The sequence below is a fragment of the Micromonospora sp. NBC_01740 genome (genome assembly GCF_035920365.1).
Lineage (GTDB): Bacteria > Actinomycetota > Actinomycetes > Mycobacteriales > Micromonosporaceae > Micromonospora > Micromonospora reichwaldensis.
In genome coordinates this window covers 1,419,633-1,432,242 of sequence record NZ_CP109150.1, presented here as the reverse complement: position 1 = coordinate 1,432,242, position 12,610 = coordinate 1,419,633, and the positions used below count along the sequence as shown (strand labels likewise).

General features: G+C 73.1%; 8 protein-coding genes and 1 pseudogene. 3 read left to right on the top strand and 6 right to left on the bottom strand.

Annotated features, from left to right (window positions below; all coding sequences use genetic code 11):
• Positions 1 to 17 precede the first annotated feature (17 nt).
• Positions 18 to 1,625 (bottom strand): hypothetical protein, encoded by a 1,608-nt coding sequence (locus OG989_RS06870; RefSeq protein WP_327030031.1) that lies wholly within the window; start codon positions 1,623 to 1,625, stop codon positions 18 to 20.
• Positions 1,626 to 2,002: 377 nt separating this feature from the next.
• On the opposite strand from OG989_RS06870, the gene dnaB reads away from it, so the two are divergent.
• Positions 2,003 to 4,930, top strand: coding sequence for a replicative DNA helicase (dnaB, locus tag OG989_RS06865; RefSeq protein ID WP_327030030.1), 2,928 nt, complete (start codon positions 2,003 to 2,005; stop codon positions 4,928 to 4,930).
• Positions 4,931 to 4,945: 15 nt separating this feature from the next.
• On the opposite strand, the gene OG989_RS06860 is transcribed toward dnaB, so the two are convergent.
• The 5 genes and pseudogenes from OG989_RS06860 to OG989_RS06840 all read right to left on the bottom strand — a co-directional run bounded on the left by OG989_RS06860 (position 4,946) and on the right by OG989_RS06840 (position 10,701).
• Complete coding sequence (locus OG989_RS06860) at positions 4,946 to 5,626, bottom strand: maleylpyruvate isomerase N-terminal domain-containing protein (RefSeq protein ID WP_151456177.1); 681 nt, start codon at positions 5,624 to 5,626, stop codon at positions 4,946 to 4,948.
• A gap of 119 nt (positions 5,627 to 5,745) precedes the next feature.
• Positions 5,746 to 6,162 carry a TFIIB-type zinc ribbon-containing protein gene (locus tag OG989_RS06855; RefSeq protein WP_327030029.1) on the bottom strand — a complete coding sequence of 139 codons (417 nt, stop codon included), beginning with the start codon at positions 6,160 to 6,162 and terminating at the stop codon, positions 5,746 to 5,748.
• A gap of 22 nt (positions 6,163 to 6,184) precedes the next feature.
• On the bottom strand, positions 6,185 to 6,817 hold the full coding sequence (locus OG989_RS06850; RefSeq protein ID WP_132235514.1) for a phosphoribosyltransferase: 633 nt from the start codon (positions 6,815 to 6,817) through the stop codon (positions 6,185 to 6,187).
• Positions 6,807 to 8,131 (bottom strand): annotated as a pseudogene (locus OG989_RS06845) (glycosyltransferase 87 family protein); the annotation flags it as partial. The gene OG989_RS06850 and the pseudogene OG989_RS06845, both read right to left, overlap by 11 nt.
• A gap of 65 nt (positions 8,132 to 8,196) precedes the next feature.
• A complete protein-coding gene (locus tag OG989_RS06840) occupies positions 8,197 to 10,701 on the bottom strand; it encodes a putative bifunctional diguanylate cyclase/phosphodiesterase (protein WP_370518978.1) in 2,505 nt (834 codons plus the stop codon).
• 896 nt (positions 10,702 to 11,597) lie between these two features.
• Between OG989_RS06840 and moaC the strand changes: the two genes are divergently transcribed.
• Both moaC and OG989_RS06830 read left to right on the top strand, forming a co-directional pair.
• Positions 11,598 to 12,089, top strand: a complete 492-nt coding sequence (gene moaC, locus OG989_RS06835; RefSeq protein WP_151456340.1) for a cyclic pyranopterin monophosphate synthase MoaC — start codon at positions 11,598 to 11,600, stop codon at positions 12,087 to 12,089.
• The gene (locus OG989_RS06830) at positions 12,086 to 12,556 is read left to right on the top strand and encodes a MogA/MoaB family molybdenum cofactor biosynthesis protein (protein WP_327030027.1); all 471 of its coding nucleotides are present in this window, start codon (positions 12,086 to 12,088) and stop codon (positions 12,554 to 12,556) included. Before moaC ends, OG989_RS06830 begins: the two co-directional genes overlap by 4 nt.
• Positions 12,557 to 12,610: the final 54 nt, after the last annotated feature.

Genomic DNA, 12,610 nt, shown 5'->3' with positions numbered 1-12,610 from the left:
TGTCGTCGCGCTGATCGTCAGCCGATCGGCTGGCCCGTCACCGCGCTGATCATCACCGTCGAGAGACCGCCGCCGACCACGGCCGCCGCCAGCGCGACGCTGGCCGAACGCCACGTCGTACCGACCCGGCGCAGCAGCAGCGCCACGACCAGGCTGCTGGCCAGCGCCAACCCGAAGCGCGGCAGGCCCGCTGCCAGCGAGCCAAGCGCCCGCGCCCGAGGCGAGTCGCAACCCCCTCCGCTGATGTCGGTGACACACCCCGCCGGCACCTGTCCGTCCAGGGTCAGCAACCAGACGAAGATCAGCGCCGCCGGCACCAGATAGCACGCGACCGTGTAGAGCAGCGACCGCCACGGACCGCCAGGATCGGGATCGAGCAGGTCGTCCTCGATACGACGGCCCCACGCCCCCGCCCCGGCGGTCCCGGCCCTACGGCGTACGGCCGACGCCGTCGCGGCACCGACCGGCTCGGCTACGCGCCGACGCGGCGCGGGACGCGGCCGCGGCGCGGAGTAGGGCACCACGGGTGACCGGGGCGCCGACGCCGGCGGGTCCATCCAGCGGGGATCGTCGCCCGCCAGCCGGGTGCCCGACCAGAAACCCTCGCTCCGGTCGTCCTGCCCCGGCCAGGACCATTCCTGCACGGCGCCCCCGCCGGAGCCCGGCGCGGTCCTGTCCCACCCGCCGTCGTCGGAACATCGCTCCCACGCGCCGGTGTCGTCGGACCGGCGCCACTCACCGGTGCCGTCGGTCCGGTCCCACCGACCCGTGCCGTCGCTTCGGTCCCAGCTGCCGGTGTCGTCGGCCCGGTCCCACCGGCCGGTGTCGGCGTGGTCCCAGCGGTCGATCTCACCGGCCGGGTGCCACGCGTGCACACCCGACGCGTCCCACGCGTCCACCGCCGGAGGGGAGGGTGGGCTCTCGGACGCGGCGAGGTGCGACTCCCGGTCCCAGGGATCGACGGCGGGGCGGTCCTCCGCCGCCCGCCGGCCCCGGCGGGCCGGCCGCTCGGCCTCCCGATCCGGTACGGACCCGGACGCGTCCGCCTCCTCCAGGCCGGACCAGACGACCTGCGGGCGTTGCGACGGCAGGCGCCTCGGCCGGCTCGGCGGCGCCGAGCCCGAGACGGGGTCGTCCTCGGCCCGCCGCCGCCCGGAGTATCCCCGCTCCTGCGGACGGTCGAACGTCCACTCCCCGGTGTGCTCCGACTGCTGGGCAGCGCCGAACGTCCACTCTCCGGTGTGCTCCGACTGCGGAACAGCGTCGATCGCCGGGGTCTCGCGCCAGCTCGTCTCGCTGACCCGGTGCCAGCTGTTCGTGGTCTCCGTGGCCCGCCAGGCACCGGAGTGCGGTTGGTGGGCCTCGATCCCCACCTCGTCGTCGGGCGCGGCGTGACGGCCACCGCCGTCGGCGCTGCGGATCCCCGATTCCAGGGCCCAACGCGGCAGGTAGCTGTCGACCGGCTCCTGCTGCCCGCGCTCGACAGCCCGGCGCCGGCTCGGCGTGCGGTGCCGCGCGGGAGCGTGCTCGTACGGATCGACCGGTGCCGGGTCGGCGGGATCGTCCCAGGAGGCGACCGGCTCGCGCGGACCGCCCTCTCCGCGTCCCCAGTCCCGGTTACTCACGGCCGGAGCGTGACCCTTCTCAACCGATTGCGCAATCCGCTGTGCAGGTGTAGCCGTTCGCTGGAGATAGTACGGGACGTTCGACCGCGCAGTTCGACCGAAAACTTGCCGTCCACAGGCTGGGGATTGTGTTTCCGCAGGTCAGCACCTTGCAGCGGAGAATTCCCCAGCCGTTGTCCACAGGCTGTGCACACCCTGCGCACATGCTTGTCCCCCGGCGTCCACAGGTTGTCCCGAGGCTCGTCCACCGACGTGGTTGAGGGGCTGACCTCGGGTTCCGTATGGTTGGCCCCCGACCGGTCGTGCGATGACCCCCGATCGACCGGCAGGTCGAGGTTGTCCATCCCGGCGACAGGGCTGGATCCAGATCCGACGCAGTGGAGGGGGGACCCGTGTCGGTCACCGACGACATGCGGGCGGACTCGCGATCGGGCGGGGGGCACGCGTCCCCGCCGCCGCAGCGCGACGGCCAGTTCGACAAGACCCCGCCCCAGGACATCGCCGCCGAGCAGTGCGTCCTCGGCGGCATGCTGCTGTCCAAGGACGCCGTCGCCGACGTCGTGGAGATCCTCAAGACCAACGACTTCTACCGGCCGGTGCACGCCACCATCTTCGACACCATCCTGGAGATCTACGGCCGGGGTGAGCCGGCCGACTCCATCACTGTGGCGGCGGCCCTGGCCAACTCCGGCGATCTCGTCCGGATCGGCGGCGCCCCCTACCTGCATACGCTGATCGCCAGCGTGCCGACCGCCGCGAACGCGGCCTACTACGCCCGCATTGTCAGCGAGCGGGCGGTCCTGCGGCGTCTGGTCGAGGCCGGCACCAAGATCGTGCAGCTGGGCTACGGCACGGCTCAGGGCGGCAGCCGCGACGTCGACGACGTCGTCGACCTCGCCCAGCAGGCGGTCTACGACATCACCGAGCGCCGCGTCAGCGAGGACTTCGCCGTACTCGCCGACATGCTCCAGCCGACACTGGACGAGATCGAGGCGGTGGGCGCCCAGGGCGGCATGATGACCGGCGTCCCCACCGGCTTCACCGACCTGGACCGCCTGCTCAACGGCCTGCACGCGGGGCAACTCGTGATCGTCGCCGGACGCCCCGGGTTGGGTAAGGCGCTCGCGCTGGACACCCCCCTTCCCACGCCGACGGGCTGGACCACCATGGGGGACGTGAAGGTCGGCGACGAGTTGCTGAGCGCTGACGGCCTGCCGACGAAGGTCACCGCCGCGTTCGAGGTACGGCACGACCGGCCGTGCTACGAGGTCGAGTTTTCCGACGGCTCGGTGATCGTCGCCGACGGTGAACACCTGTGGAAGACCACTACGCGGGCAAGCCGCCGCGCTGCCCCCGCCCGCCGCCGCAACCACTGGTCTCCCGAGGCCATCGAACGGCTGCACCGGGCAGCCGCCGGCGCGGCGCCCGGCGACGACGTCACGATCGCGGAGCTGGCCGCCGTGCTCGGCCCGGAGTTCACGCACACCGCCCACCGGGTGACGCGCGACATCGCCGACGAGTCGCCCGTCGTCATGCGCAGGCGCCCGCGTGTGCGCCCGGCCAGGGCCTATCCGGCCCGCCGTCTCTACCGCCAGTTGCTGGAGCGTGTCGAGCAGTGGTCGGAGAGCCTGGCGGCGGCGGAGCTGCAAGACGTGGTGACGACGGAGCAGATACGAGCGACCCTGCGTACGAACACGGCCGACCGACGACTCAATCATGCGGTCGAAAACGCCGCCGCACTCCGCCTTCCGGAACGCGAACTCCCGCTTGCGCCGTACACGCTCGGCGTCTGGCTCGGCGACGGCCACACGGCGGAAGGAAGGGTCACCACCGTCGACCCGGAGATCCTGGCCGGAATCGAGTCCGACGGCTTCGAGGTCAGACCTTCGGGGCCGATGGTCTACACCATTCGTCCGCCGCGGCTGCCCGCGATCCCGGACCGTGAATGCGTCGTCTGCCACGCCGTCTTCACGCCTCGTGGCCCGGCGATCCATACCTGCGGCCAGTCGTGTGGGGGCCGGTCGAAAGGACTCGTCCCTGCGGCGCGGCGCGAAGGTTGCGCCCACTGCGGGAGAGTGGACGCCAGCGCCTGGAACGCAAGTCGCAGGTGCCGCGACTGCCACAAGCGTTACGGCTCCTTCCGTGGTTACCTGCGGGCGGCCGGGGTGTTGGGCGACAAGCACGTCCCCGCCGCGTACCTGCGGGCCTCGGAGGCGCAGCGGCGAGCGCTGCTGGCCGGGCTGCTCGACACCGACGGCACCGTGACCGTCAGCGGGAACGTGCAGTTCACCACGACGTCCCCCCGCCTCGCCGAGGACGTGCACGAGTTGGTCGTCAGTCTCGGGTACCGCTGCTCGGTCAGCCGGAAGACCGTCAAGGGGCGCACCGCGGAAAGCTCGATCGCCTTCAACTTGAACTTCACGACGAGGGACGAAGTGTTCCGCCTGACCCGCAAGCGGGAGGCGCACCGGCTGCGGCGCCGTAGCGAGAGCAACTCCCGGACGGACAGCCGTTTCATCGTCGACGTCCGACCGGTGGCGAGCGTGCCGGTCCGGTGCGTCACGGTGGACAATCCCGAGCACCTCTACCTTGCGGGTCGGGCGATGATCCCGACACACAACAGCACGGCGAGCATGGACTTCGCGCGCAACGCCGCGATCAGGGCAAACCAGGCGGCGGCCATCTTCTCGCTGGAAATGAGCAAGGTCGAGATCGTCATGCGGTTGCTGTCGGCCGAGGCGCGCGTGCCCCTGCACGTCCTGCGCAGCGGCCAGCTCTCCGACGACGACTGGACCAAGCTCGCCCGCTGCATGGGCGAGATCAGTGAGGCGCCGCTCTTCGTCGACGACACGCCGAGCATGAACCTGATGGAGATCCGGGCCAAGGCGCGCCGGCTCAAGCAGCGGCACGACCTCAAGCTGATCGTGGTCGACTATCTCCAGCTGATGACCTCTCCGAAGCGCACCGAGAGCCGGCAGCAGGAGGTCGCGGACCTCTCCCGTGGCCTCAAGCTGCTCGCCAAGGAGGTGGAGTGCCCGGTGATCGCGGTCAGTCAGCTGAACCGTGGCCCGGAGCAGCGCACCGACAAGCGACCGCAGCTGTCCGACCTGCGTGAATCGGGCTCGATCGAGCAGGACGCCGACGTCGTCATCCTGTTGCACCGCGACGACTACTACGACAAGGAGTCGCCGCGTGCCGGGGAGGCGGATTTCATTGTTGCCAAGCACAGAAATGGCCCCACCGACACGGTGACGGTGGCCGCGCAGCTCCACCTGTCGCGCTTCGTGGACATGGCCATCGTCTGAGGGCGGCCGCGCCGGTCAGCCCAGCAGGGGGAACCAGCCGGCGACCTCGCCGAGTTCGAGCTGGTCGCGGTCGGTGAGCGGCAGTCGGCCGGTGGCCTTGAGCAGGTAATCCGCGTCGCTCCACGCGGCCGGTCGGACGGCGTCGTCGCTGAGCAGGCCGTCCATGGTGGTCACGGCGACCCGCGTGGCCAGCACTCCGGGCAGGGGCGCGTCGGGCAGGTCGAGGACCAGGTCCAGGTGGTGCACGACGGCCTCGGTGGTCAGCGTGGCGAGCAGGTCCGGCACCCGCAGCACGTGCCCCTGGGTGGTCACGTGGCCGTCGGGGTCGGCCGCGCCCGCGGCGCGTACGGCGGCGGGTGCGGTGTTGGTCCAGAGCCGGACGATCCCGCCGGGGCGGTCGAAGGCGGCTGCGGAGCGGCGGGCCCACCAGGCGTGCCGCGCGCCGTCACCGTCCCTCTCGGCCGGGAACGCGCGCCAGTAGGTCACGTCGTCCACGTCGGGCGGGCCCTCGGCGGGGCTGGCCAGCGCGACCAGCGCACGCTGGGCGTCGCAGAGCACGTGGAACAGCAGATCCGCGACGAGCCAGCCCCGGCACCGGGTGGGCCGTTGCAGGTCCGCGTCGTCGAGGTCGGTGACGACGCGGGTGATCCCGTCGTACGCCTGCGCCAGCGCGAGGTGTCGTCCGCGGTGCGTCATGGAGCGCAGCGTCGCACGGCCGCCGCCGCTCGGCACGGCGAACGGCGGCGGAACGGGGCGTGGCACCAGACCACGGGTGACCGGGCCGGTCGAGGAGCCGGCCCGGTCGACGGAGTGGCTCAGCCGAACATCTCGTCCAGGAAGCTCTTGTGCTTCTTGCGCTTGTAGTGGCCGTGGTAGCCGTGGTGCTGCTGGCCGTAGGCGGGGGCCGGCGGGTAGCCGTGCACCGGCGGGGGCGGCGGCGGGACGGCGCCGTAGCCCGGCTGGTGCGGAGCGGGTGCGGGCGGCGGGGGCGGCGGGGGCGGGTAACCGCCCTGCTGGTGGCTCGGCTGGCCGGGGTAGCCGCCCTGCTGGTGGGCGGGCTGTGCCGGGGCCGCGCCCTGCTGGCGACTCCAGTTGGCCTCCGCCTCGAACAGCTTCTCCAGCTCACCGCGATCGAGGAAGATCCCCCGGCATTCGCCGCACTGGTCGATGGTGACGCCGCTGCGCTCGTACTGGCGCATTTCTCCGTGACACTTGGGACAGGTCAGGCTCATCCTCCGACCGTACCCGGTCAGGTCACGCAGTCGCTGTCAGCGCTTCCGTGACTTCGGAGTCGGCGACCTCGTGGAAGTCCTCGTAGTAGGTGCTCACCGCCATGAACTCCGGCGGGTGCTGGGCGCAGACGACCTGGTCGGACTCGGCGGCCAGCATCTCGTACGCCTCCTGGGAGCCGACCGGGACGGCCACCACGACCCGGCGGGCGCCGAGGTGACGGGCGACCTGGACGGCGGCGCGGGCGGTGGCCCCCGTGGCCAGGCCGTCGTCGACGATCACGGCGGTGCGCCCGGTCAGGTCGAGCGGCGGCCGACCGGCGCGGTAGAGCCGTTCCCGCCGTTCCAACTCGGCCTCCTCGCGGCGGACGACCTCGGCGACGTCGTCCTCCGTGAGTCGACTGGCGACGACGTCGTTGAGGACCCGCACGCCGCCGGGGCCGAGCGCGCCGAAGGCCACCTCGGGCGCCCACGGCATGCCGAGTTTCCGGACGACCAGCACGTCGAGGGGTGCGCCGAGACGCTCGGCGACCACCCGGGCCACGGGCACGCCGCCGCGTACCAGCCCGAGGACGATGACGTCCGGTGCGCCGATGAGTGCGGTGAGCCGTTCGGCGAGCGTCCGGCCCGCCTCTTCGCGGTCGCGGTAGGTGGTCATGCCTCAGGTCTACGCCGTGTCGCCGGCCTCCGCCCGCCGGTTCGCGGAAACCGGGGGGTGCAGGGCGGGGGCCCACGCGAGGAGGGCGAGCGGGTAGAGCAGGTAGCCGAAGCGGGTCGTGGGCATCAGCAGGATCGCGGCGAGCAGGCCGTACCCGCAGATCAGGGCGGTGGCGGCGGCGGTGCGGGGCGGGCGGCGGGCGAGCCGGACGGCGATGGCCAGCCCGGCGGCGAGCAGGAGGGCGACGGCGACGGCGCGGCCGGCGGGCAGCGCGGTGGCGATCAGGTGACCGGGGAACGGCGACTGGGCGGGGCTGGTCACCAGGCCGTGCCCGAGCGGGAAGCGGAGCACGTTCTCGACCAGCGCGTCGCGGTCGACGAGCATGGCCGGCAGCAGCGCGGCGGCGGGCACGCCGATCGCGCCCGCGGCGACCCGCAGGCCGGCCCGCCGGGTCAGCCCCCAGATGATCAGCACGAGGGCGACCGGCCAGGCGAAGAGCTTCAGCGCGCCGGCCAGGCCGACCGCGAGACCGGCCCGGCCCGGCCGGCCGGCGGCGGCGAGGGCGAGGGCGAGCAGGCAGAGCGCGAGTACGGGCAGGTCGTCGCCGCCGGTGGCGAGGGTGAGCGCGCAGATCGGGAGGACGGTGGCGGCCTGTACGCCCCGGAGCAGGGCGGCGCCGGTGTGGTCGTCCGCCCTCCGGCGTGCGCCGCGGGTGACGGCGCGGACGGCCAGGGCGAGCGCCAGCGCGGTCCCGACGGCGAACCAGACGCGGGCGTCGGTCCACCAGGCGTCGACGGCCGCCCGGGGCAGCCCGAACAGTGCCATTCCCGGCTGGTAGGGGGTGTAGCCGAGCAGTTGTTCGCCGGGTGGCAGGGCGGCGATCGCGTCGTGTCCGAGGTACGGCGTGCCGGTGTCGACGAGCCGCCGGCCGGACTCCTCGACGACCAGCACCTCCTCCTGCGCCCGGTCGGTGCGTCCGCCGGCCCGTTGGATGCTCTGCCAGGCCAGCGGCAGCAGGGCGGTGGCGAACCAGGCGAACCCGGTGACCGCCCAGCGGGCCCGCAGCCCGGTCAGCGACGAGCCGGGGTCGCGCCGCCGCAGCAGGAGCTGGCCGGTCGCGGCGAGGGCCGCGAGGAGGTATCCGACGGCGGCGACGGCGCCCCAGGCCCGGTGCGGGAGCAGGGTGGACGTGGCGGCGGTGATCGCGGCGAACGCCGCCGACCCGGCGTACAGGCCGAGGTCGAGGGCGAGGCCGCCGGCGGCGGAGTCGAGGCGCTGCCAGCCACGGCGGCGGGCGGTCGGGGCGGCGGTCACGCGGGCCAGTCTGGCAGCAGGTGCGCGTCGCCGCGTCAGGCGGGCAGTTGGCGCCTGCCGCCGCGTCAGGCGGGCAGGTGGCGGTCGGTGCGGCCACGCCCGCCCGGCCGGCGGCCCGGGGCGAGCCGGATCACGGCGCCAGCGTCGTGCAGTGGAGGGGCGAGGGTGCCGGGGCTGCCCCCGGAGCCGCGCCGGAACGCCGCGAGGAGCGTGCCGGCGGGCACCGGCCGGGCGAAGAGGTGCCCCTGGCCGGCCGTGCAGCCCAGCTCCCAGAGGGCCCGGCGCTGCGGCTCGCTCTCCACGCCCTCGGCCACCACGTCGAGCCCGAGGCTGCGGCCCAGGTCGAGGGTGGAGCGGATGACGGCGGCGGCCTCGGCGGAGGTCTCCATGGCGGTCACGAAGCTGCGGTCGATCTTCAGCTCGTGCACGGGGATGCGGGAGAGCAGCGACAGGGAGGAGTAGCCGGTGCCGAAGTCGTCGAGCGCCAGCCGGACCCCTTCGTCGCGCAGCCGGCTGAGCACCCGGTCGACCACGTCGAGCTGGCTGAGGGTGAGCGTCTCGGTCAGCTCCAGCACCAGCCGGTCGGGGGGCAGGTCGTGGGCCCGCAGCCGGGCGAGCACGGAGCCGGGGAAGCGGGCGTCGAGGAGGCTGCGCGGCGACACGTTGACCGCCACGGGCACGTCGAAGCCGGCGTCCCGCCAGCTGCCCGCCGCGATCAGGGCCTGGTCGAGGATCGCCTCGGCGAAGGCGGGGAGCAGGCCCGAGCGTTCCACCGCCTCCAGGAAGCGCAGCGGGTCGATCATTCCGTGGGTGGGGTGGTGCCAGCGGGCGAGGGCCTCCGCGCCGGTGACCCGGCCGCTGCCCAGGTCGACGATGGGCTGGAAGTTGACGGTGAACTCGTGGTCGGCGACGGCGCGCGGCAGTTCGCCGCCGAGGGTGAGCCGGCCGAGGTCGGCGGTGTCGCGGGTCGGTGCGTACGTCGAGGTCCGCTGACCGGCCCGTTTGGCCTGGTACATCGCGACGTCCGCGCGGCGCAGCAGCTCCGGCATGCCGCCGGTGGCGGGTGCGGCGGCGATCCCGCCGCTCGCCTCGACGCTGATCCGCATGCCGTCGAGGTCGAACGGCTCGTGCAGCGTGGCGAGCAGGGTCTCCGCGCGGTGCGCGGCCACCGCGGGGGCCGGCAGACCCCGCAGGAGTACGGCGAACTCGTCGCCGCCGAGCCGGGCCACCAGGTCCCCCTCCTGGGCGGCGTCGCGCAGCCGCTCGGCGACCTGCACCAGGACGTGGTCCCCGGCGGCGTGCCCGAGGGTGTCGTTGACCTCCTTGAAGTGGTTGAGGTCGATCAGCACCAGCGCGGTCACCCCGTCGGCGTGCCGGGTGTCGAGCTGTTCGGTGCCCTGGTCGAGCAGGTGCCGGCGGTTGGCCAGCCCGGTCAGCGCGTCGTGGGTGGCGGCGTACGCGTGCTCGTCGGCGACCCGGGCCAGCTCGGCGTACGCCTGCGCGTTGCGTACCGCAGTGCAGAGCGCCGAGGCGAAGGTGCGCAGCGTGTACTGCTCCCGTTCGGAGAGCTGCACGGGCCCCCGGAACCGCAGTCGCAGTACGCCCACGTCGACCGTCCGGTCGTGCCCCTCCAGGGCGGCGGGGACCACGGTGCCGTCCACGGCGGTCGGTTCGCCGGCCGGCCCGTCGTACGTGATGGCGACGGCACCGCCGCGTACTGTCCGGCCACCGTCGCGCAGCTCGATCTCCACCTCGTCGGCGGAGAACAGCTCGGCGGCCTGGGTGACCGCGGTGGTGAGGACCTTGTCCAGGTCGACGACGTTGAGCGCGTCGGTGGTGCGGGCCAGCCGCTGCCACGCCTGCTGCTCGGTGCGGGCCTTGACCCGGTTGGAGTAGAGCAGGTGGAGGCTGAGTACGAGGGGCGGCACCGCCAGCAGGAGCCGGGGGTCCCCATGGAGGATGAACAACGTGGTGACGATGAGGACGAAGCGCGCCAGCGCGCTCGTCAGGCGCAGCCCGAGGTCCTCGCGGAAGAGTTGCCTGAGCCGGGTGCCCGTGGCGAGTGCGATGACCGGGAGGGTCAGCACTTCGTCGAGGACCACCGTGACGGCGTAGGCGACCCCGATCGGGCCGAGGGCCGGCCACAGGTCGGTGATCGGTGGCGATCCTCCGGCCGCGTGGAGGGCTGCTCCGCCGCCCACCGCCAGCAGCATGGTCTTGGCCACGCCGAAGGCGGCCTTCAAGGGCGGGAGCTTGGCGAGGTACTGGGCTATCGCCACCCCGATGCCGGTGGTCAGGATCACCAGCGGAGTTGGCGCAACCGCCAGGCTCAGGATGATCGCTGTCTCACTCCAGGAGATCGCGTGGACCGTCGCGCGAATCCGGATCCGCCACTTGATCGTCATGGCGAGGAAAGCCAGACAGATCAGAGTGAGCGAGAGCGTCAGGTGGTTGCGTGACCAGCCCAGCTGGGTCAGCTCGCGGAGACACAGGGCGGCCGCGATGGCGGCCGCAACGCAGACGAGGCCGACGTGCAGCGTGAGCCGCCGCTCGGCCTCTGTCTTGCCCACGTTCAGTCGTGTCACGGCATCCCGACTGCTTCCGACTGCAAAGCACGCCAAGATTACCCGCGGTCACGCGCCAGCCACAATGCTCAGTTCCACTCGTGTGCCGACATCGCTATCCCTCCCCGGTTTCGCGTTGGCCCTTGCGCGGCTGTGTTCCGCGACGCCGACAGCCTAAGTGCGGTTCGGCCAATTATGGAGGGATATATGTGACTATGGGCAATGGATGAGAACCGTGCCCTGCGACGTGACTTTCTGCTTCTGGCCGGGAACTCAGTGCTGTGTTTCTGCCGACTTCCGGTTAACGCTAGATAATGAACCGGTGGCGGCGTCGGCGCATCGGACACGACGGTGCAGTTTGCAGCGGCCGACGGCGTGGCACCGGGTCGTGGCCCGTGTCCTGGGCACATCGCGTGGTCGGGGCCACCGCTTCCGTGCCGGTGCGCCCATCCGCCCGGGTGGTTCCGTCAGCGCTCACCGCCTGCCGCCGCTCCCGGCGAGGTCACGGAACGACCGGAGCAAGATGCACTCCGTATGTTGCCCGTTGCCGCCCCGATCGATACGGCCGGAAGATTCTCCCGATGGTGATGATCGCTTCCGTGGCGTTGCGGAGTCAATGACGTCCGTCGTTCGAGGACGGCATGCCGAGCCACCGTCCACCGGGAAGGGAGGGCTATCGGCCCGGTCCATGAAGTGGGATGGAAACGGCCGCGGGACAACGGGCCGGAAACGCGTTCCGAATTCGCGACAGGGGTGGCCCACTCGCCCGGAGTCGCGGCCGTCGCGCGATCGAAAGGCACGTCGGTTCAGCCGGTGCGGGGCCGACCGTCGCCCGGCGCGCGACGCCGTGTGCCCGCGCCGGTGATCCCCTGCACCCGTACCGGAAAGATAGGCTCGCGGGCGTGACCGATCCCGCGCAGCTCACCCACGTCGATCCGGCGGGCGCGGCCCGCATGGTCGACGTCTCCGCGAAGGCGGTCACCGGCCGCCTGGCCGTCGCCGCCGGCCGGCTCCGCACCACGCCAGAGGTCGTCGAGCTGCTGCGCCGCGACGGGCTGCCCAAGGGCGACGCGTTGGCGGTCGGCCGCCTCGCCGGCATCATGGGCGCGAAGCGCACCCCCGACCTGATCCCGCTCTGCCATCCCATCGCCCTGCACGGCGTCACGGTCGACCTGACGCTCACCGACGACACCGTCGAGATCACCGCCACCGCGCGGACGGCGGACCGCACCGGCGTGGAGATGGAGGCGCTGACCGCGGTGGCCGTCGCCGGGCTGGCGCTCGTCGACATGGTCAAGGCGGTCGACCCGGCGGCCAGCGTCGACGCGGTCCGGGTGCTGCGCAAGGAGGGCGGCAAGACCGGCCTGTGGGTCCGCCCGCAGGAGCGGCCGTGATCCGGGCCCGGGTCGTCGTGGCGTCCAACCGGGCCGCGGCGGGGGTCTACGCGGACACCAGCGGTCCCCTGCTCGTCGCGGGCCTGCGCGACCTCGGCTGCGAGGTGGACGGGCCCGTGGTGGTGCCCGACGGCGAGCCCGTGGGCGAGGCGCTGCGCGCCGCCCTGGCCGACGGGATCGACGTGGTGCTGACCAGCGGCGGTACGGGGATCAACCCCTCCGACTGCACCCCCGAGGTGACCCGGGCGCTGCTCGATCACGAGATCCCCGGCATCGCCGAGGCGATCCGGGCGCACAGCCGCGACAAGGTTCCCGCCGCCGCGCTCTCCCGGGGGCTCGCCGGCGTCGTCGGCCGGATGCTGGTGGTCAACCTGCCCGGGTCGACCGGCGGGGCCAGGGACGGCCTCGCCGTGCTCGGGCCGATCCTCCGCCACGCCGTCGACCAGCTCCGCGGCGGCGACCACTGACGACGCGGGAGGGCCGCGACCAACCGGTGGGCGCGGCGCCGCTGACGGCGCGGC

Coding starts and splice junctions, on each gene's coding strand:
- OG989_RS06855 (WP_327030029.1), bottom strand. CDS start 6,162: ATGAGCCTGACCTGTCCCAAGTGTCACGGAGAAATGCGCCAGTACGAG.
- OG989_RS06850 (WP_132235514.1), bottom strand. CDS start 6,817: ATGACCACCTACCGCGACCGCGAAGAGGCGGGCCGGACGCTCGCCGAA.
- OG989_RS06860 (WP_151456177.1), bottom strand. CDS start 5,626: ATGACGCACCGCGGACGACACCTCGCGCTGGCGCAGGCGTACGACGGG.